This is a genomic window from Arthrobacter sp. UYCu511 (assembly GCF_040547105.1).
In the GTDB taxonomy this organism is placed as follows: domain Bacteria; phylum Actinomycetota; class Actinomycetes; order Actinomycetales; family Micrococcaceae; genus Specibacter; species Specibacter psychrochitiniphilus.
In genome coordinates this window covers 12,732-32,690 of record NZ_JBEPPB010000010.1, presented here as the reverse complement: position 1 = coordinate 32,690, position 19,959 = coordinate 12,732, and the positions used below count along the sequence as shown (strand labels likewise).

At 61.8% G+C, this 19,959-nt stretch carries 14 protein-coding genes; 8 read left to right on the top strand and 6 right to left on the bottom strand.

All coding sequences use genetic code 11. From position 1 onward, the window contains the following. Positions 1-93 precede the first annotated feature (93 nt). The gene (locus tag ABIB48_RS13495) at positions 94-1,236 is read left to right on the top strand and encodes a ThiF family adenylyltransferase (protein WP_354213313.1); all 1,143 of its coding nucleotides are present in this window, start codon (positions 94-96) and stop codon (positions 1,234-1,236) included. Here ABIB48_RS13495 and ABIB48_RS13490 read toward each other — a convergent pair. Both ABIB48_RS13490 and nudC read right to left on the bottom strand, forming a co-directional pair. After that, positions 1,197-3,308: an ATP-dependent DNA helicase UvrD2 gene (locus ABIB48_RS13490; RefSeq protein ID WP_354213388.1), complete on the bottom strand. Its 2,112-nt coding sequence runs from the start codon at positions 3,306-3,308 to the stop codon at positions 1,197-1,199. The genes ABIB48_RS13495 and ABIB48_RS13490 overlap by 40 nt on opposite strands. A 32-nt stretch (positions 3,309-3,340) precedes the next feature. Then, a complete protein-coding gene (nudC, locus tag ABIB48_RS13485) occupies positions 3,341-4,321 on the bottom strand; it encodes an NAD(+) diphosphatase (RefSeq protein ID WP_315912941.1) in 981 nt (326 codons plus the stop codon). A gap of 174 nt (positions 4,322-4,495) precedes the next feature. Between nudC and ABIB48_RS13480 the strand changes: the two genes are divergently transcribed. Continuing rightward, a complete protein-coding gene (locus ABIB48_RS13480) occupies positions 4,496-5,791 on the top strand; it encodes a phosphotransferase (protein ID WP_354213312.1) in 1,296 nt (431 codons plus the stop codon). A gap of 24 nt (positions 5,792-5,815) precedes the next feature. Here ABIB48_RS13480 and ABIB48_RS13475 read toward each other — a convergent pair whose 3' ends face one another. From ABIB48_RS13475 to ABIB48_RS13465, 3 genes are all read right to left on the bottom strand, one after another. Then, complete coding sequence (locus tag ABIB48_RS13475) at positions 5,816-9,325, bottom strand: ATP-dependent helicase (protein ID WP_354213311.1); 3,510 nt, start codon at positions 9,323-9,325, stop codon at positions 5,816-5,818. After that, positions 9,322-12,684: an ATP-dependent helicase gene (locus ABIB48_RS13470; protein ID WP_354213310.1), complete on the bottom strand. Its 3,363-nt coding sequence runs from the start codon at positions 12,682-12,684 to the stop codon at positions 9,322-9,324. The genes ABIB48_RS13475 and ABIB48_RS13470 overlap by 4 nt, the downstream gene beginning before the upstream one ends. Positions 12,685-12,765: 81 nt before the next feature. Then, positions 12,766-13,161, bottom strand: a complete 396-nt coding sequence (locus tag ABIB48_RS13465; RefSeq protein ID WP_110107033.1) for an MGMT family protein — start codon at positions 13,159-13,161, stop codon at positions 12,766-12,768. 68 nt (positions 13,162-13,229) lie between these two features. Between ABIB48_RS13465 and ABIB48_RS13460 the strand changes: the two genes are divergently transcribed. The 6 genes from ABIB48_RS13460 to ABIB48_RS13435 all read left to right on the top strand — a co-directional run bounded on the left by ABIB48_RS13460 (position 13,230) and on the right by ABIB48_RS13435 (position 18,951). Continuing rightward, positions 13,230-13,916: a 3'-5' exonuclease gene (locus tag ABIB48_RS13460; protein WP_110107032.1), complete on the top strand. Its 687-nt coding sequence runs from the start codon at positions 13,230-13,232 to the stop codon at positions 13,914-13,916. Between the two features lie 345 nt (positions 13,917-14,261). Next, positions 14,262-15,197 carry an ABC transporter substrate-binding protein gene (locus ABIB48_RS13455; protein ID WP_354213309.1) on the top strand — a complete coding sequence of 312 codons (936 nt, stop codon included), beginning with the start codon at positions 14,262-14,264 and terminating at the stop codon, positions 15,195-15,197. A 3-nt stretch (positions 15,198-15,200) separates the two neighbouring features. Then, entirely contained in the window at positions 15,201-15,959 is a 759-nt protein-coding gene (locus tag ABIB48_RS13450; protein WP_179442460.1) for an amino acid ABC transporter permease, read from the top strand. 3 nt (positions 15,960-15,962) lie between these two features. Next, the gene (locus tag ABIB48_RS13445; protein WP_110107031.1) at positions 15,963-16,700 is read left to right on the top strand and encodes an amino acid ABC transporter ATP-binding protein; all 738 of its coding nucleotides are present in this window, start codon (positions 15,963-15,965) and stop codon (positions 16,698-16,700) included. Positions 16,701-16,908: 208 nt separating this feature from the next. After that, complete coding sequence (locus ABIB48_RS13440) at positions 16,909-17,943, top strand: alpha/beta hydrolase (protein ID WP_354213308.1); 1,035 nt, start codon at positions 16,909-16,911, stop codon at positions 17,941-17,943. A gap of 39 nt (positions 17,944-17,982) precedes the next feature. Further along, positions 17,983-18,951 carry an alpha/beta fold hydrolase gene (locus tag ABIB48_RS13435; RefSeq protein ID WP_354213307.1) on the top strand — a complete coding sequence of 323 codons (969 nt, stop codon included), beginning with the start codon at positions 17,983-17,985 and terminating at the stop codon, positions 18,949-18,951. 226 nt (positions 18,952-19,177) lie between these two features. Here ABIB48_RS13435 and ABIB48_RS13430 read toward each other — a convergent pair whose 3' ends face one another. Then, positions 19,178-19,939, bottom strand: coding sequence for a glycosyltransferase family A protein (locus ABIB48_RS13430; protein ID WP_354213306.1), 762 nt, complete (start codon positions 19,937-19,939; stop codon positions 19,178-19,180). Between the last annotated feature and the right edge of the window lie 20 nt (positions 19,940-19,959).

Sequence of the window (19,959 nt, the reverse complement as noted above, 5' to 3'; positions counted from 1 at the left end):
CGCTTCCGGGTACCCGGAAACAGCTGTCCGTGGATAAGATGCCATGGTCACCGTCCTGTGGATAACTCTCGGTGGCCGCACCCCGGAAGTGCAATGATTTTAACTACGGCACCTGCCGGTAGGGATTCATTGGAGGTCATCATGACGGCTGTCAATCCAGCTCTTCGCATGGTCAGCCGGGGAACCCACAGCGTCCAGATCGGGTTGGGACCTGGCGGGCTGATCTTGGAGGGCCTGCAGGGCACGGATCTGGCATTCATCAAGGAATTGCGTCGAGGAATTGCCGATGACCAAGTAGTGCAGAGCGCGGTATCTCTGGGCATACCAGCCGCTCGAGCCCAGGAAATATGTGCTTTACTCGCCCCCGTTTTGTGCTCCGATACGGAGCTTTCCATCCGGGGCTACCGAGAAGAACGGCTCCATCCGGACAGGACGGCGCTCCTGGGACTATACCGTGACTCCGCCAGGGCCCGTTTGGATGCGCGTGCCCGGAACGTGGTTCACCTGGTGGGGCTGGGGCGCACCGGGGCCGCGTTGGCGGGCGTCCTGGCCAACGCGGGCGTGGGCACGCTCATGCTCGAGGATGACTCTGCCGTCACTGCCGCCGATGTCTGCCCCAGTGCGTTCACCGTGGCGGACATCGGGATCCCGCGGTCCTTAGCACTGCGGCGACACCTCATTGCCTTGGACCCTGGCCTGCATCTCCATATGGTGCACGACGGCGGGGCGGGAGGTCCCAGCCTGCAGTACCTTGATCTTGCCGTTGTGGTAGGTCATGACTGTGCAAGCGCGGGCACCATGGCCCGTTTCATGGGCACGGAACGCGCCCACCTTCTGGTGTTGCACCGCGAACAAAACGGCACAGTAGGCCCCCTAGTGGTTCCCGGGAAAACTGCCTGTACCGACTGTGTGGAACGGCACCGCGCCGTGGCCGATCCGCAGTGGCTGCTGACCTGCCATGAGTTGTCTTCGGGCAATCAGAGACCACCGGGCGTCACCGCAAATCCCCCGAACACGGAGGGCAGCGCGGTCTCGCTCGCACTAGCCGGCACGGCAGCCACGCAGGCGCTGATCTTCCTTGATGGCGTTAACCAGCCCAGCTCATGGTCTTCAGTTATGACTTTTCACCCTGACGTTGGCCGCTGGACGGAGCAGGCATTCGGCCCCCATCCGGAATGCGGGTGTCAGTGGCAGAATCAGCCGGTCGCCACAATGTCCAAGACGGCTTCGCCGTAGCGCTCCAACTTTGCCGGCCCCACTCCGGGCAGCGCCGCCAATTCATCTAGGTCTTGAGGTGCAGCCTCGGCAATGGCCATCAAGGTGGCGTCGGTGAACACCACAAAGGCTGGTACCGAAGCCGCCGCCGATTCCTTGAGGCGCCACTCACGTAGCTGTTCAAACACTGCTTCGTCGTAACCGGGCGGGCAGTCAGGGCAGCGCCCAACCTTGCGCTCGGCCCCGGTGTTCAGGATCTTCCCACAGATCCTGCACACCGACGGGCCTGTAACCTTGCGGGATTTGCGGGTGGTGGCCATCCGCGGGCCGGTGGGCGCACCGCCCACCGAGTTGGGCCGCAACCCGTCCAAGAAGCGAGAGGGCTTGCGGTTGGCCCGTCCGCCGGGCGTGCGGGCCGTTGACCAGGAAAAGTTCAGATACTCCCGTGCACGGGTGATCCCCACGTACAAGAGCCGGCGTTCCTCATCCACGGTCTCGGGAGTGTCAGCGAAGGAGATGGGCATCAGACCTTCGCTAAGTCCCACGAGGAAAACAGCATCCCACTCCAGACCTTTGGCGGAGTGCAAGGAGGCCAGTGTGACGCCTTGGACCGTGGGTGCGTGCTGCGCCGAGGCCCTTTCCTGCAGTTCAGCCACAAAATCCAGGATGGAAAATGTGTGCTCCGGTGTGCTCCGGGAGAGCACAAGTTCATCAGCCAGTGCCACAATGGCGCTCAGCGATTCCCAGCGTTCCCGGACGGCGCCGCTGGTGGTGGGAGCTTGTGCCTGGTAGCCAAGGTTGCCCAGCACGTCCCGGACGAGCTGGCCCAGGGATTCATCCTCGGCAGCACGGGAAGATGCACGAAGTTGAAGCACGGCGTCCCGAACTTCCTTCCGGGCGAAGAAGCGTTCCCCGCCTCGGAGCTGATAGCCGATCCCCGCTGATGTGAGAGCTTGTTCGTAGGCTTCAGACTGGCCGTTGGTCCTGAACAGGATGGCAATTTCACTAGCGTGGGTGCCGTTCTCCACGAGCACCTTGATCCTTGCGGAGACTGCTGCCGCCTCGGCCTCATCGTCGCTGCACTCCATGAACTCCGGCGCGGGGCCCCCCGGGCGCTGTGCCACTAGTTCCAAGGGCTTGGACCAGAGCGCATCCGCAACCATGCCCCCGCTGCGCCGGTTGGCCAGCAGGTTGTTGGCCAAGCCGACCACCTGTGGGGTGGAGCGGTAGTCACGGACCAGCTTCACCACACTGGATTCGGGGAAGCGCTTGGGAAATTCCAAGAGGTGCCGTGGTGTGGCCCCTGTGAAGGAGTAAATGGTTTGGCTGGCATCGCCCACTACGCACAGTTCATCGCGGCCGCCCAGCCACAGGTCAAGCATGCGTTGCTGCAGCGGGGAAACATCCTGGTATTCGTCCACAACAAAGTGCCTGTATTGATCCCGCACTGTTGCGGCCACGCGCGGATCCTCCTGCAAGATCCCCACCGTGATGAGCAGAACATCCTCAAAGTCAATGAGGTTTCTGTCCGCTTTGACATCTTCATAGCCTTGAAAAAGCCGGCCCACGGTGACCTTGTCCAGGCCTCCGGGCTCCCCGCGATCCTCCGCCTGAGTCAGGTATGTTTCCGGAGTGAGCATGGAAACCTTGGCCCACTCGATTTCGGCGGCCAGGTCCCTGATCGCCGCCCTGTCGGTGGGCAGACGCAGCCGGCGAGCCGCTTCCGCAATGATCTGGGCCTTGTGTTCAAGCAGGCCAGGTAATTGACCTCCGACGGCGTGGGGCCAGAAATATTGCAACTGCCGCAATGCGGCGGCATGGAAGGTGCGGGCTTGGACCGTTCCTACCCCTAGATCGCGCAGCCGGGTCCGCATTTCCGCCGCGGCCCTGGCCGTGAAGGTCACGGCCAGGAGACGGTTGGGGTTGTACACCCCGGTGTGGACCCCATAAGCAATTCGGTGCGTGATGGCGCGGGTTTTACCCGTGCCAGCACCGGCCAACACGCACAGGGGTCCGCTCAAGGTGGTGGCCACGGTGCGTTGTTCCTCGTCCAGGCCGGAGAGTATCCGTTCTTCTGCCGTCTGTGCGTCCATGACGGGCAGACCCAGCTTGCTGGGGTCAAAACTCACGCTTGTTCACCTGGTTCCAAAATTTTCCCGCCATACCAATGTTCAATGAGCTCCCGTGCAATGGACGCTCTGGAGGAAATTACCGCTTCCCCACTCAACACTGCACCTTGGAGCTCGGCGCGGCTGAACCACTTGGCTGCCCTGACTTCTGTTAAGTCGGGGGTGGCTACCGTGTCATTCGTGTAGCCGATGTAACCCAGCATGAGGGACCGCGGGAAGGGCCACGCCTGGGATGCCACGTAGTGCAGGGCGTGGAGGCGGACACCTACCTCTTCGGCAATTTCGCGCACCGCGCCTGCCTCAGCACTCTCGCCTGCCTCCACAAAACCTGCCACGGTGGAGTATCTCTTCTCATCCCATTGGAAATTGTTGGCCAGCAGGATTCGTTCGTCGGCACCCACTATGGCGACAATCGCTGCGGGGTCTGTGCGGGGAAAATGTTCAGAACCATCCTGAACGCAGCGCCTCATCCAGCCCGCTTTCATCGGCTCCATGGGGTTCCCACACCTGGGGCAGAAAGTATGGGTGGCGTGCCAGTTGGCAACAGCCTGGGCCTGAATCACAATTTGCGCATCAGCAGCCCGCAATTGTTGACCAACGTCCCGGTACCCCATGAATGAGCTGCCGTCTGGCACCCATCCCAGCTCCCCGGCGTCGTGCGGGAGAGCGAAGAGGATCAGCGGGGTGCCAGCTGCCAAAGGATGGCCCTGTCCGGGAAGCACCTTGCCCAAGTAAACCGTTTGCGTACCTGCTGGCAGATCGCGGGGCAGCTGTGTGGGACTCAGATACGTCACAGAGTAGTCCGGAGAGTTGTGGTCGGGACTGTGCTCGGGCTCAGAAATCAGGGCCTTGCGATTATGGAAAATTACCGCCCTGTAGGTGCCCGTCGACATGACCGTCTCCAAAAACCCCTGTTCGTTGCGTTGCTCGCATTGCCGGTCCAGCACAACATCGGGAGAGGTGTTCGGTTTAGTCATGTTTCTACCGTACGCATGCGCTGCATTTTTTTACATTCCGCGGGGCGTGATTGTGGACAACACGGCACTGTTGTGTGATCCGTGCAGTGGGATCCGTGCAGGACTTCTCACGACTCGCCGCACCAAGGATGCTGGGTTGGCGCCTGGGCGTTCTACGGTAGAGGAGTGAGAAGAATGACTGCAATCGAACTGGCCGCTATTGCCAGCGCCGCCGTGCCCGGACTTAATGTCACCGCTTTTGGGCCCGAACCTGACCATGCAGTCGATTTCTGCTCCGCGTTGTTAGTGGATTCGGAAAACCGCCGCTGGCGGGTCCGTTCGCCTCGGCACGCCGAAGCGAGCGCCCGCCTGGAAACAGAACGCCAAGTATTGCGGGCCTTCACCCCTGCCATTCGGGCGGAATTGCCGTTCTTACTTCCCACCGTTGCGGGGACAGTGCGGCAGGGCGAACTCATCACCTTCGTGTATTCCCACATTGCGGGGAAGGCTTACACGGTGGATCAGCTCGCTGCTGGCAGCGCCACCCTTGCCATGGAAATTGGTGCCGCCATTGCCGCCATCCACGATCTCCCGCAGGAACTCGTCACCAATTACGATCTTCCCAGCTATACGGCCAATGAATTCCGTCATCGCAAGCTCAACGAATTGGATCAGTCGGCCACGACTGGCAAGATCCCGCCAGCTCTCCTGCGCCGTTGGGAACATGCCATGGAGGATGTTGCGCTCTGGCGCTTCAATGCCTGTGTGGTCCACGGCGACCTGCACGAGGACAATATTTTGCTCGACGGCGATCAGGTCACGGCTGTCAACGGCTGGACCGAGTTGCGAGTGGGCGACCCCGCTGATGACTTTGCGTGGCTGGTTGCTGTAGATGATCCGGACTTTGTTGACACGGTATTGCAGGCCTACGCCGGTGCACGCCAGGAAACACCGGATCCGCACCTGCTCCGCCGGGCTGCCCTGAGCGCCGAATTTGCCCTGGCACAGTGGCTGGTCAAGGGCTACGCTGCTGACAGTGCCCGCATGGTGGAGGATGCCGAATCCATGCTGCGCACCCTCGAAGCCGATATTGCCGAGCACGGCGGCCAGCCCATCAGTGTGGAACCCGCAGCGAGCCAGCCAGCCCAGCCCGCACCGCAGCCCACCCAGCTTGCCCAGCCAGCCCAGCCCGCACCGAAGCGCACCCAGCCTGCCCGGCCAGCAGAACCGGCCAGGCCAGTAGTGGAGGCAGTAGTGGAGCCGGCTGCAGATCCGGAGCAGGAAGCTGTCGCCGTCCCTGAGCCTGCAGCCACCCCGGCGGCCAAGGCTAAGAGCACCCAGACCCCAGTGGATGCCGATGATTCCCCCGCCGCTGATGCTGTTGTCTCCCCGGAAGACGTTGACACAACCGCGTTGAAGGTCATAGCCGTCAAGATCCCCCAAGAAGCCAAAGATTCAAAAGTAACTCACGAGACCGAAGGCACCGACTAGCCAAGGCACCTGGACCGGGGCAGTTCAGCCGGTGTAGGCATTGGTGACGATTGCCTCGAGTTCCTCCTGACCGGCAAGGTCGACTGGCCGGATAAGTTTGTCCTGTCCAACGTAATAAAACGCCGCACGTACTTTCTCCAAGGGGACTTCCTTCAGCCTTGCCCACGCCAGCCGGTAGACGGCCAGCTGCACGCCCCGCACCGCCAGCTGTGCCTTGGAAGGAACTCGGCCGGTCTTCCAGTCGATCAGGTCCCAACCGCCGTCGTCGTCCCGGAACACGGCGTCAATACGGCCACGCACCACAACATCGGCTACACGGGTTTCAATGGGCACCTCAAGGTCGGCAGGTATGCGGGCAGCCCAAGCCGAGTTCTTGAACGTCTCTTGCATGTCAGCCAGTCCGTAGGCCTCATCCACGTAGGCGTCAGCTCCGGGCTCCTCGTCAAAGTCGAATTGGCCGGTGGTGGCGAAGAATTCCTCAATCCAGCTGTGGAATGCGGTGCCCTTGCGGGCAGCCATGCCGGGCTTGGTGGGCACTGGCCGGCGCATGGCTCGGGTGACCTTTTCCGGGTCCTCACCTAGGGCTACGAGCCTCGAGGCAGAAATGTGCGGTGGCAGTTCCACCCGGAGCTGGTCAGACTCCAGCTGTTCCTGCGCCAACAGGACACTGGACTCGGCACCCCAGCGCGGATTGGCTGCCAAAAACTCCTCGCTCCCAGCCTGCACTCCGGCCAGAGCCGCCTCCGCCGCGCTGAGTGTAGCCGCCCGGGTAGTGGCGGCAGCTGTGAACGCTGCCGCAGAGCGTTGAACATTCTCCCGCCGGCCAACCCTGTGGGCTACTCCCACCCGCCCTACAATCTCGGGACCATTTAGCGGATCATAAGGCCACTGCGCACTTTCAGCTCCGGCACTAACAGGGTTTTCTGCATCCTCTTGCGGGTCTTCACTCCACTGCCCCAGGGCCGCGCTCTTGCTTGCGCCTTCCGTCAATGGCAGCAGTTCGGTCAGGAAGGGTGAGGGCTCAAGCGGTTTCTTCCCACTGCCCCAGACAGTGGTTGAGCACATGAGAAAGTCCCGTGACCGGGTAAAAGCCACATAGGCTAGGCGGCGTTCCTCCTCTTCCCCATGGAGTTGAACGTCGGAGGCAAAGAGCAACTCGTTCTCCATCAACGTTTTTAGATCCGGCACATTCAAATCCCATGCGGGCAGATCGTCCCTGTCCCCGCGCAACGGCCACGGCAATGATTTCGCCCCTGTGCTCCAGCGGTCGGCCCGCTTACTGGGAAAAGCCCCGGCATTCATGCCAGGCACAAACACCACATCCCATTCCAGCCCCTTTGAGGCGTGCACCGTCAACAGCGCCACGGCGTCCGGGTTACTTTCAACCGGAGTCATTTCCAGCCCACCCTCTTCCGATTCGGCCGTTTCCAGCCAAGCAAGGAAGGCGTCCAAGTCCACGCGTTGCGCGGCCGCCATGAAGGTGGCGGCAGCGTCGGCAAAGGCGTCCAGGTGGCGCCGGGCATGGTGAATGCTGGAGCCGGGCTTGGCCGCCAATTCAATGTCCAGAAGCATGGTCTTCTCCACGACCCCCAGCAAATTCACCAGGTCCTCCCCCACAAAGCCGCGCAGCATGCGCAGTTCATCCCGCAGCGCCAACAGCCGTCCTCGCGCAATGTCACTGAGCGGCCGCGCCGCGGCGGGCCAATAATCCGGGCTCAGATAATCCAGTGCCTCAATCAGCGATGATGCGTCCACGAGGTCAGCCGTCACCAGCACAGCGTCCGGCTCTGCCGCCACCTGCCCGCCGGCGGCCACACCGGCCGGCGCCTCATCCGCCAATACTGCGCCGTCAAAGTCCACCCTGTGCTTTGCCGCCCATTCTCGACGCCGGGCCAGGTACCGCGCCCAATCGGAAAAAGCCATCAGGTCTGCAGGCCCAATCCGCCATCGAGCCCCGGTCAGCAGCCGCATCAGCGCATCCGAGCGGCCCGGATCGGCAATGACCCTCAGTGTTGACACCAGATCCACAATTTCCGGTGTCCCCAGCAGCCCGCTCAGCCCCACAATTTCGTAGGGGATGCCCCGTGCCTCAAACACTGACTGAAAGCGAGCAAATTGTGCACGACGGCGGCACAGCACAGCCACTGTCATGGCACCTTGACTGCCACCGCGGTGGGTGAAGTCTCCCTTGCGGTCCAGAATCTGATCCGCAATGGCCTGCGCTTCATCCAACTCGGTCTCGTAGCGGGCCAAGCGCACCTCACCGTCCGGGGCGTTCGGCTTTTCACGCAGCGGCGACACCACCACGCGCGGGCCGGCCGCCGCCCGTTCTTGCTCCGTCAAGCCTGCGGCCAGTTTCGCGTTGGCTTTGCGGGTCTGGGCCTGTGTCAGCTGCGCTGACATCACGTTCGCAGCGGAGAGAATATGGGCGGAGTTACGCCACGCAATGGTGAGTTCGGCAGTTGGTGCGTACTCACCGCTGGCCTTGACAAAAATCTCTGGGAAACGGAACAACTGCCCGGCGGAGGCACCCCGGAAACCATAGATGGACTGGTGTGGATCACCTACGGCCGTGACGGGATGGCCGGCGCCGTAGAGATCGGCGAAGAGCTGTAGCTGGGCGTGGGAAGTGTCCTGAAATTCATCCAGCAACACCACCTTGTAGCGTTGGCGCTCCATGGTGGCGGCGTGCGGGACATCCCGGGCTATACGTGCTGCAAGGGCCACAAGGTCGCCGTAGTCAAGGACATTGCGGCGGCGTTTGGCCTCCGCATATTTTTGCACCAGCGCGGCCACTGAGGCCCGGGTGCGCAGCACATCGAGCTGCTTATTGACCACGGCAGTGCGCGGCTTGGCCGTCTCGGCAATGTAAGGCAGCGCCTCAAAACTCCTCAGAAAGCCTGAAATGGTGTCCACCACCTGGTCTGCGTCCTGCAAGTGTTCGGCGCATTCCCCTGCCAGATCCATGACGGATTGGATGAGCGTGGACTTGGCGGCCGTGAAGTGTTCGTGGGCTCCGTCATGACCCTCCACTACCTCACTGGCCAGCTGCCAGGCGTCCGCAGCACCCATCACCACAGCGTCCCGTTCGATCCCTAAGCGCAGCCCGTAGTCGGTCACAATTCCGCTGGCGTAGGAATGGTAGGTGGAGACCTTGGGCTCAAGCGCGTCCCTGGCGGCCGCAGCGGGAGCCAACTCCACTTCACCGGAGCGCGCCAAGGTGCCGAGCTTGGCCAGCTGCCCGCGAATGCGTGAGGCAAGCTCGCCAGCGGCCTTACGGGTGAACGTGACACCAAGGATTTCCTCGGGGAGAACCAGCCCGTTGGCAACCAACCACACCACACGGTCCGCCATGGTGGTGGTTTTCCCGGACCCTGCCCCGGCAATGACCAGTAGCGGCTCCAGCGGTGAGGAGATGATGGAGGCCTGCTCGGCGGTGGGCGGGAATTGACCCAGGAGGTCCGCCAGCTCGTAGGGGCTCAACACGGGCCGGGCCTGCTCTGTGGTTTCTTCAAGCGTGTTTGGAGTGCTCATTCGGTGATTTGTTTCCCTTCCGGGCACAGCGGGCAGATGGTGGGCAGGGGGCAGCCACTGCGGGCCGACCAGTCTGCACCGTGACGGGCAGGGAAGGCTGCCTGGGCCATGAGCAGGGCGGCCTCCATGACCTTGAGGGTTGGATCATTCTCACTACCGGCAACCATTGCCGGCTGGTCCTGGGTCTTGACGGTTTTGGTGCCATCCCCCAGCGGCAACAGCGCGGCACCTCCGGAAACTGCGCCGGTCAATCCCGCAGCAGCAGCTTGTTCGGCGAAACCACCTGCTGTTACTGCCACCTGGTAAGCGCCAAGCTGCGGGTGAACTAACACTTGATCCTTGGTGGGTTTGCTGCGTCCGGTCTTGATATCCACGATGACCAGGTTTCCGTTGGCATCGGCTTCGAGCCTGTCCACCTGCCCACGCAAGCGCACGGTGTGTGAGAGTGCAGGCTCCGCCGCGCCGTCGCCGTGTACCTCTGCGGGTACCTCCCCCACCTCCACGGTGAAATTCTGTTCAACACCCAGGAGGGTCCTGCCCTGTTGGCGGGCCTCGATGACGTATTGCGCCAGTTTGCCCAGCATCTCTTGGGCGCGCTGGTAGTCCAGATCGCTTTCCCACGAATCCGGCAGGCCCAGTGATGGCCAGCGCTTGTCCAGCTCGGCGAGGTATTCGTGGCCGGCCCCATGGGGAATTTCCTCGGCGATGCTGTGGATGAGCGTACCCAGGCTGCGGGCAAAGTCAGTGGTGGCCTCTCCCCCAGCAGCCCGGAGGAACCAGTTAAGCGGGGATTTGAGAACTTCCTCAACCTTGGATGGCGAGACCACAACTGGATCCCCCGGCGCCACGATTGGCGCCTGCGTGCTCAACGGCAGCAACCCCCACCATTGCGCCGGGTCCGCGCCGGGCACGTTGTGTTCGGCGAGCACGGCGAGCATTCTGGCGGCCTCAGGATCGGCATGTATTTCCGATTCTTGGCGCAACTCCGCCACGAGCGATCGCAGCGTCATGGGCCGGGGCACCTGCTCAACCGGCCGCACCGGGTACTGGGACTCACCGCCGGAATCAGTCACGGGTATATAGGGTGCTGCCAGGTCGATGAATTGGGAGGGCTGGAGGTCGTGGCCTGCGGCAGCCGTGAGAATGAGCTTCCGGCTGGCCCGTGAAATGGCGGCCGCGAAGCTGCGCAGTTCGTCGTAGCGGATGTCCCGCAACCGGGCGGCAGGATCGATCTGCCGCGCCGCCTCGGCCCCATTTTCCAGCACGTCAACGAGCAACTGGCTACCCAATAGCTCGCCACGCAGCCTGGTATTGGGCCAGACCCCCTCCTGTAGACCGGCCACAATAACAATGGGCCATTCGCGTCCGGCCGCGCTGGCCGGAGTCAGGATTTCCACGGCATCGCTACGCTGGGCACGGGCGGCGAGGGTATCCATGGGCAATTCCTGGCTCATCAAATAATCCAGGAACTGCTCCGGGCTGGAACCGGGCAATTGATCAACATAACGTTCCGCCGTCTGGAACAACGCCATGACGGCGTCCAGGTCCCTATCGGCACGGATGCCCGTGGGCCCGCCGCGCAGCGCCTGCGTCTCCCATGTTCCGGAACTATCGCAGGCATCCCACAACGCCCACAGTACAGTTTCTGCGTTGGCTCCGGGCTCTGCCACAGCCTCCCTGCCGGCCGCCAGCATGGCCGCAATACGCCGCGCATTGGCTGCCTCCCAGCCCAACGGGGACAGCTTCTCCGGGGTCAGCAGCGCCTCCACCAACAGCTCATCGCTTGCCCGCCCGCCGCCGCTGTGCAGTTCCTGCTGCCGCAACGCCTGGCGCAGACGGCGCAGGTGTAGTGCCGTTGAGCGCCCCAAACGCGAGGTCAATAACGCAACGCAAGCCTCGGCGTCGAGCGTTTCCGGGGACAGCGCAATACCAAAAGCTTCCAACAAGGGACGCACCGCAGCCTCGTCGCGGACAGGATTTTCCGCCACCGGAACTTTCACCGCAATGCCCTGCGCACTCAAGTACCGCTGCAACGCCGCCAGCGCTGACCCGGTCCGCACAATGACAGCAATCTCACTTAAACTGTGTCCGGCCAGGTGTTGTAGCGCCAGAATACGCTCGGCTACCAGGCGCAGTTCATGCACCTCGGACGCCACCACATGCGCACTGACAAAGGAATCATCCGCCACGGGCCACGCCGTATCCACGGCTTCCGTACGGTCCCCACCGTCCTGCCGGGTTGATTCGGGTTGGGCTGATTCGGGTTGGGCTGCTTCAGGCCAAGCGAACTCGCGGGCCTTGCGGCCGCCGCGAATCTGGAAGATGCGCTCCGCCACCCCCGACCACGCCGCGGCCAGCGGCTTGCTCATGCGGTGCGAGGTGGTCAGCGAAAAATGCTGCAGGGGATGCTCGGCTGTGGCCAAGCGGTCCGCCAAGGTGGCAACCAGGTCCGGGCGCGCCCCACGAAATCCCTGGACCACGGTGTCCGGCGAAGCTGCCACGAGGATGTCCTTGCCTCGGCCCACCAGTGCCAACAGTTCATGGACGGAATTGTTGGCTTCCTGAATGTCATCAACCACAATCAGCTGCAGCCGGTTGCGTTCCTGGGCCAAGAATTCCGGATCAACTTGCAGCAGTGTAGTGGCCGCCGTGATAATCCCGGCGGGGTCAAAGGAACCTGACTTGCCCCAATCCACCACGTCCCGGTATTCGCGGTAGAGCGACGCCGCAGCAACCCAGTCCGGGCGGTTGTTCGCCGTCCCGAGTTGAGCAAGTTCCTCCGGGATCAGTCCGTACTCAATGACACGGTCAAAGAGTTGCCTGATCTCCTGACGAAACCCCCGGGTTTCTTGCGCATCAGCCAATTCCACGGGCCACTTTGGAGCCGTGCCCAAGCCTAGTTTGTGGCCGGTGAGCAGGTCCCTGATGATGAGGTCCTGCTCGGGACCGCTCATGAGCCGTGGCGGACCGTCCAGGTGGGGCATGCGGCCGGCAACCTTGGCACGGCGCAGCAGGTCAAAGGCATAGGAGGACCAGGTCCTGGCCGGGGAGGTGCTCAAGCTTTTGGTGAGCCGGGCGCTAAAGCCGTCGCGAAGCTTAGCGGCAGCCAACCGGGACGGGGCCAGCAGGAGGGCAGCGCCGGGATCAACACCGTAGTGCTCCATCCGTTGCACAGCTGATTCAATGAGGACGGTGGACTTCCCCGTTCCGGGCGCACCCCAAACGAGCACGGGGCCAGAGCCCTGCTTCAGCTCAACCACAAGCGCCTGATCCGGGCTCAGCGCCGGGGCGCTGCGGTCATTGTGGGCCGGCGGCACCAAGGTCAGCGCCGGGGAGAAAGCTTGTGCTTGCGTACTCATGCTTTCAGTCCATCACGAGGCACTGACATTGTTGTTCTCAGGTGGCTGGCAGGCTGGTGAGTGAGACAGGCGAACGTGTCCTTAATCAGTGCCTGCATCGGCTTCTTTCAGGAGGGCGGCAATTGCGTCAATGGCGTCAAAATCGGCCTCGGCAGGGTTCCAGCGGGCAACCCGCATGTCCACCCGCCAAGGGACTGCCTTCCCGGCCGGGACAACCGCCCCGACATCCCCGCGCAGAGCGGTGCCTTCCTCGCGGTAATGCCTCAGGGCTCGGCCTTCGTGGCACAGCGGCGCGGCACCGCTGGCGCGGATCACCCGCCACCAGGGCGCATCGCTGCCTTGAGCTGACATGACGGCGCCAACCTGCCGCGGCCCGCCACAATCCAGAAGGGATGCAATATCCCCATAAGAGAGGACCCGGGCCGACGGGATTAGCGCCGCCACCGCCAAAACCGCTTCCATATACTGCTCACGCATGGCTCAAGCCTAGTTCGCCGCGGGCCTGCCGTTGCTTCAATGTCCATGGCAGGCGGTAGCGTTATGGAATGACTAGCTGGAATATGCATCCCCGTGCCGCCTTTGACTTGGAAACCACAGGCAAGGATCCCCGCACGGCCCGGATCGTCACCGCCTCGATCGTGGTGTTTGATGAGGCCGGAGCCGTGGCGGACACGCACGAATGGTTGGCCGATCCCGGCATGGACATTCCAGAGGAAGCCGCCGCCATCCACGGCATCACCTCCGAGCATGCCCGGGAACACGGGCGGCCCTCGGATGTGGTCACGGCCGAGATAGGCGCCGTCCTGTCCACCCTGTTTGCCAACAACATTCCCGTGATCGCCTTCAACGCCAGTTATGACTTCACGGTGCTAGCCCGTGAGGCACACCGCCATGGACTGGCCCAAATCACGGCAACCCCCGTCATTGACCCCTTTATTTGCAACAAACATCTAGACAGGTTCCGCAAAGGCAGCAGAACCTTGGTGGCCTTGTGCGAGGAATACGGCATCACGCTCGAGGACGCCCACACCTCCGCTGCCGACGCCGAGGCCACGCTGAAGCTGGCTGATGCCCTCGCCGCCAAGTACAGCGCGTTGCGCCTTGACACCACCGAGCTGCACAAAGCACAAGAGGGGTGGGCCAGAGAGCAAGCTGCCGATTTCCAGGCCTATTTGCGCCGGGTCAAGGATCCTGCCGCAGTCATCGAAGGTGATTGGCCGGTCCTGCCCTGAACCACCAGCTAGCAAGATCCCGCCCAGCTATGGCATAAATCACAGGCGCGATTCACCAAGGCGGGAACTTTTTTACGCGTCAGTAGTGCGTTGCGTTGCCCCGGTCACAGTTCACTGCCCGCACAAATAGCCCAATGATCGGAAGATTCTTTCCTTCTTCCCACACTTGACTGCGCATAAGTTCACATCCGCCATATTCTCGGAGTGAATGACATAATTTAGTTTTGTTGGTTGAGTCCTGCTAAGAAGCTCCTGTGAGTTCTTCTTTTACTCCCCGCACCATGCTTACGCCCCCTTTCCGATCCTTTTTTCGGCCTGGGCACCTGTAAAGAAAGTGAACGATTGATGAAGAAATCTGCCCTAAAGTGGCTCACAACCGTCCCGGTTGCCTTGACGCTGGCCTTCTCCCTCGCTGCCTGCGGCGGCGGTGCCGGTGACACCAGCTCCGCAAAGTCCACGGACGCTTTGGCTGGCAGCGATCAGGTTTCGCTGGATAAGTACACCACTGCCGATGTCATCCCCCTTGACACCGTCAAGAAGGACGAGCTTGGCTTGACCACCCCCGGCATCATCTCGGTGGGTACACTCTCTGACGCCCCGCCGAACATCTTCCTCAAGGACGGTGTTTTCACCGGCTACGATAACGAGCTGCTGCGCGCCATGGCTGCCAAACTGGATCTGAAGGTCGAATTCAAGTCCACTGACTTCAGCGCCTTGCTCGCACAGGTGGAGAACAAGCAGTTCGACGTCGGCTCCTCCTCCATCTCCACGACGGACGCCCGCCGCAAGAATGTTGGCTTCACCAACGGTTACGATTTCGGTTACATGGCCGTTGTTGCCAAGACTGATTCGCCCATCAAGGGCTTTGCGGATCTGACCGACAAAACCCGCATCGCTGTTGTTCAAGGCACCGTCCAGGATGACTACGTCACCAACACCTTGGGCTTGCAGGCTGTCCGCTTCGCGGATTACAACACGGCCTACGCGAACTTGAAGAACGGCCAGGTTGACGCTTGGGTTGCTCCTTCCCAGCAGGCCACCGGCCAGGTCAAGGACGGCGACGGCACCGCCATTGCCGAGGAGATCGTCAACACCCAAAACTTCACCGCCTACGCTGTGAACTCACAGAACAAGGCGCTGACGGATGCCCTGAACTCCGCCCTGGATGCGGTCATTGCCGATGGCACCTGGTCCAAGCTGACCAAGGAGTGGTACCCCACCCGCCCCATGCCCGCGGACTGGACACCCGGTTCCAAGGCAGTAACGGTTCCGAAGGCCTAATTTATGGATGTACTTGAGCAGCTCGCAAAAACGTTTTTTGACTGGGAGGCCATGGGGGCAGTAGTCCCCGAAATGCTCACAGTCGGTTTGCCCAACACCCTCATCTTGGCAGTCTCCTCGGCCTTCTTCGGGTGTGTCCTGGGCATGATCTTGGCCGTGATGGGAATTTCCCGCAATCCTTTCCCGCGCTGGATCGCCAGGATTTACACGGATATTTTCCGCGGACTGCCAGCCATTTTGACCATTCTTCTGATTGGTCTCGGGCTGGGCCCGGTGTACCGGATCTTGACAGGGAGCACCAACCCCTACCCCTTGGGTATTTTGGCGCTCTCCCTCATGGCCGCTGCCTACATTGGCGAGATTTTCCGTTCGGGCATTCAAAGCGTTGAAAAGGGTCAGCTCGAGGCATCCCGAGCCCTGGGGTTCAGCTACGGATCAGCAATGGTCCTAGTTGTTATTCCTCAGGGCATCCGCCGGGTCCTCCCGGCACTGGTGAACCAACTAATTTCCCTGATCAAGGACTCCTCCTTGATCTACATGCTCGGACTTCTGCCTTCTCAGCGGGAAATCTTTCGCGTCGGTAACGATTCGGCCGCCAACACCGGCAACCTCTCACCCTTGATTGCCGCCGGATTGCTGTACCTGTGCCTGACTATCCCGCTCACGCATTTGGTGAATTACATGGACAAGCGCATGCGTGAGGGCAAGGCCCAGAAAATTGAGCCCGATGAAGCGGCCGCAGCTATTGGAAAGGGTGCGTAGAGCATGAGCGATTTTAAGTCAGGCTCCCTGAGCGCCACTAACATCCATTTGGCGTTCGGCTCCAACAAGGTGCTACGCGGTATTGACCTGCACGTTCCGCAGGGCACCACGGCATCCGTGATCGGACCTTCCGGTTCAGGAAAGTCCACGCTGCTGCGCGTCATGAACCGGCTGATCGAGCCGGAACAGGGCGACATCCTGCTCGATGGCCGATCCGTTCTCAAGGACAACCCGGACGAGCTCCGGCGCCGTATTGGCATGGTCTTCCAGCAGTTCAATTTGTTCCCCCACAAAACGGTGTTGGACAACGTGGCACTGGCGCTCATCAAGATCCGCAAGATGCCCAGGGACCAGGCCCGGGCCAAGGCTCTGGAGCAGCTGGATCTTGTGGGTCTCAAGCACAAGGCCGACGCGCGGCCGGGTAACCTTTCCGGTGGCCAGCAGCAGCGTGTGGCCATTGCCCGCGCCTTGGCGATGGAACCGGAAGTCATGTTTTTTGACGAGGCCACCTCAGCCTTGGACCCGGAACTGGTCAAGGGTGTTTTGGCGCTCATGACCGACCTGTCCAAGGGCGGCATGACCATGGTTGTTGTCACGCATGAGATGGGTTTTTCCCGCAATGTCTCCGACACCGTCACTTTCATGGATGCCGGCGTTGTGGTGGAGACTGGTCCCCCCGAGGAACTGTTCAGCGCCCCCAAGACGGACCGCCTGAAGGGCTTCCTCTCCGACGTGCTGTAACGCTTTTTAACTAACGCCGGCGGCACTTGCCCCACGCTTGTTGCGTTGGGCAAGTGCCGCCGTCGTTGTTTGACGAGCAGCGGGAGGCACGAGCAGCGGGAGGACAGGGTGGGCCCACATGTCCGAGGGACCCACTGCGAGGCACGAGCAGCGGGAGGACAGGGGGATTCACAGCTTCCGCCCAGCACGGCGGGCGTAATCTGGAAGCATGGCCGAACCGCAGCCGCACCAAGGCGCGTTTGCCCCCGCCCGCAGGGCCAGGAGCATGCTGACACGTGTGCCGGTGTGGATGTGGAGGATGTTCATGCACACCATCAGCAAAGTGGAAGTGCGGACCCTGAATTCTGAGCCCATCACCGATGTGCGGTACTGGCATGACATTGACTTTGTTGGCGACCACATCCATTGGCACCTGCTCGATGTCATGGCCCCTCCCAACACCAGCGGCGAAGAAGCCCTGCATCCCCTCCCCGTGTACGTGTATTTCCATGGTGGCGGCTGGACGTCCGGGGACAAGGCGTCCCTGACCAAATACTGTGCAGGTCAGGCCGCCAGTGGCGTGGTGGTGGTCAACGTGAACTACCGGATGGCCCCAAATTTCCATCTGGGACACGTACTGGAGGACGCCAACGCCGCGTTGGTCTGGGTTGAGGACCACATTGACCATTTCAACGGCGATCGCGAGCGGATCGTACTCGGCGGTGACTCCGCTGGTGGACAAATCTCTGCGCTCATGGCTGCAGCCACCATCCGTTCGGAGCTTGCCGAACACTATCACCTGCACTCGGCCCTGCAACCGAACCAATTGCGTGGGTTGGTGCAGCACTGCAGCATCGTGGACTTTTCGGTGTTCTTCGACAAGGGCTTTGTCATGAGCCTGAATTTCATCCGAATGCTCCTGCCCCAGGGCGATGACGCGGCCAGCCGTCGTAAAAACAAGCACCTCCACGTCCGGCATCACCTTTTGCGCGAGGCCGCCCACTACATGTCCCCCATCGAGTGGCTCGATTCACGTTGCCCACCCGTTTTCGTGACCACCTCGGAGCGGGATTTCTTCTATGACTCCAACATGAACTTCATCAAAACCCTCAGCGAGCAAGGCGTCCCGGTTGACTCCATGGTCTACAGCTGGGGCAGTTCCAACACTGAGCACACATGGCAGCAGAACTTCCGCTATCCCGAGTCCCAGGAGGTCTACCGGCGCCTAGAATCATTCATAACAAGGGTGACCGTGCCGGCATAGCCTTTGCGGCCCGTTCCGAGCTGAACCGGAGGGTTGGTTGTGGGGTTTGTAGCCGATCAGGGGAAGGACGACGGCGTGAGCTGGCCGGGTGCCCAAGCCCACCCGGGTGCCGCGAAGGCTGGCACCCCTGACGCTGCGGAGCTTGCCGATGCACGGCTGCAGGACTTCGATTGGTCCGTAGTTCCCGCCAATTTTTCCAGCTCCAAGTTTTCTGCGCCGAGCGGCCCACTCTCAGTCATCAGCCTCGGCGATCCACAGGGCGCGCCAGTAGTTTTGGTGCCGGGCGCTACCGGCTCCAAGGAGGATTTTGTGCTGATGATGCCAATCTTGGCCGCTGCCGGCTACTACACCCTCAGTTTCGACATGGCCGGACAATATGAGTCGGCAGGGGCAGGACCCGAAAATCTCAACCCTGCGCAAACACACTACGGTTACGACTTGTTCGTCGCGGACCTCCTGTCCATACTGCACTCCCTCAACCCACCAGCCCATGTGGTGGGCTACTCCTTTGCCGGGACCGTCGCGGGGCTTGCCGTTACCAAAGCCCCGGAGCTTTTTGCGAGTTTGACACTGCTCAGCACCCCGCCACTGGCAGGGCAGAGCTTCCACGGTGTCAGCAGGATCGGCCCCGTCACGGATCTGGCGTCAGGAAGGGTGGGTGCTTCCTTGATGATGTGGGGCATCAGAAGCAACGCCATCCCGGTTCCTGCTGGCCGGCTGCATTTTGTCCGGAACAGGTTCAAGCTCACCTGCAAGCAATCGGTCCGGGACATAGTTACGTTGATGAAACACACCCCGGACCTGGCACCGGATCTCTCCCTGTCAACGCTTCCTAAGTTGGTGGCCGTGGGCGAGCACGATCTCTGGCCAACACCTCTGCACGCCGCTTTCGCCCAATCCCTAGGTGCTGAACTGGCGGTTTACCCGTCCGGGCACAGCCCCTGCGAAACCTCCCCCAACCAGCTATGCCGGGACCTGTTGAAGCTGTTCAATCAAGCCGCGCCCTAGCCCGCACTGCCCTGCACTGCCTCGCACTGCCCTCCACTCCACTGTCCCACGGCGGGACCAACGTCCATCCTTCCCCTTTTCATCCCTATCCCACCTATGACGCTCAAAACGGGAACGCTATCCCATCGGGTCGGAGAGGGTTCCCGAAAAACCCGTCATAGGTGGGATAGCGTTTGGAAAGAGGGACCTTCGTAGTGTGGGGTTACACTGCGGGGCGGTGGAGCTACTATTCTTGGGCACGCACCCACTTGATCCGGCTCCGGCGCCGTTGCAGGGGTCGCTCAGAGGCGAAGAGGTGCCCGAAAGTTCGCCACGCCATGACGAGCCGGCGGCCCAGCGAACCCCACGTTTCAAAGGGGCGGGCCGAGACTGGCATGCGAAGTTCGGGGTCGTACCGCACGGCCATGTCAGGTCGCAGCAGGTAGGACACTTCCAGGTCGTCGTGCACATCGGGAACATCACGGGTCACGGACTTACCAATCCGCTCCCACACCCCCGCGGTCATGGCATAGTTGGAGCCGAACACCGGCGGGTGGCCCAGAAGGTAGCCCACCACATGGAGATACCCGCCCAGATAAAAAGTCTTGCCCAGCCAGCACACCAGCTTGGGGCCACCGTAGAAATCGCCTGGACCCGTAACCAGGGCCAGAGGCCCGGCGTGGGCCAAGTCCGTCTCGATCCTGACCAGCCAGTCCGGTGCGGGACGAGAATCGGCGTCAATCCGAGCCAAAATGCTTGAACTTGCCGCATCAAAACCCCGGGCGGACGCCCCTGCCACACCGGGTGGTGGCCAGTAAATCCGCCGTACTCCAGCTGTGGCACACACCGCGGCAGTGTTGTCCGTGCTTCCGTTGTCCACCACGATAATCTCGTCCGCCTGACGTGACTGTAGTGCAAGGTGGGACAAACACACGGCCAGCATCTCGGCGTCGTTCCTGGAGGGAATCACGACGGCGATGCTGGCGCTGGATTGGCGTTTGCTGCCCATGGGCACAGACTACAACAGGA

Coding starts and splice junctions, on each gene's coding strand:
- nudC (WP_315912941.1), bottom strand. CDS start 4,321: ATGACTAAACCGAACACCTCTCCCGATGTTGTGCTGGACCGGCAATGC.
- ABIB48_RS13475 (WP_354213311.1), bottom strand. CDS start 9,325: ATGAGCACTCCAAACACGCTTGAAGAAACCACAGAGCAGGCCCGGCCC.
- ABIB48_RS13430 (WP_354213306.1), bottom strand. CDS start 19,939: ATGGGCAGCAAACGCCAATCCAGCGCCAGCATCGCCGTCGTGATTCCC.
- ABIB48_RS13465 (WP_110107033.1), bottom strand. CDS start 13,161: ATGCGTGAGCAGTATATGGAAGCGGTTTTGGCGGTGGCGGCGCTAATC.
- ABIB48_RS13455 (WP_354213309.1), top strand. CDS start 14,262: ATGAAGAAATCTGCCCTAAAGTGGCTCACAACCGTCCCGGTTGCCTTG.
- ABIB48_RS13460 (WP_110107032.1), top strand. CDS start 13,230: ATGACTAGCTGGAATATGCATCCCCGTGCCGCCTTTGACTTGGAAACC.
- ABIB48_RS13445 (WP_110107031.1), top strand. CDS start 15,963: ATGAGCGATTTTAAGTCAGGCTCCCTGAGCGCCACTAACATCCATTTG.
- ABIB48_RS13450 (WP_179442460.1), top strand. CDS start 15,201: ATGGATGTACTTGAGCAGCTCGCAAAAACGTTTTTTGACTGGGAGGCC.
- ABIB48_RS13495 (WP_354213313.1), top strand. CDS start 94: ATGATTTTAACTACGGCACCTGCCGGTAGGGATTCATTGGAGGTCATC.
- ABIB48_RS13440 (WP_354213308.1), top strand. CDS start 16,909: ATGGCCGAACCGCAGCCGCACCAAGGCGCGTTTGCCCCCGCCCGCAGG.
- ABIB48_RS13470 (WP_354213310.1), bottom strand. CDS start 12,684: ATGAGTACGCAAGCACAAGCTTTCTCCCCGGCGCTGACCTTGGTGCCG.
- ABIB48_RS13480 (WP_354213312.1), top strand. CDS start 4,496: ATGACTGCAATCGAACTGGCCGCTATTGCCAGCGCCGCCGTGCCCGGA.
- ABIB48_RS13490 (WP_354213388.1), bottom strand. CDS start 3,308: ATGGACGCACAGACGGCAGAAGAACGGATACTCTCCGGCCTGGACGAG.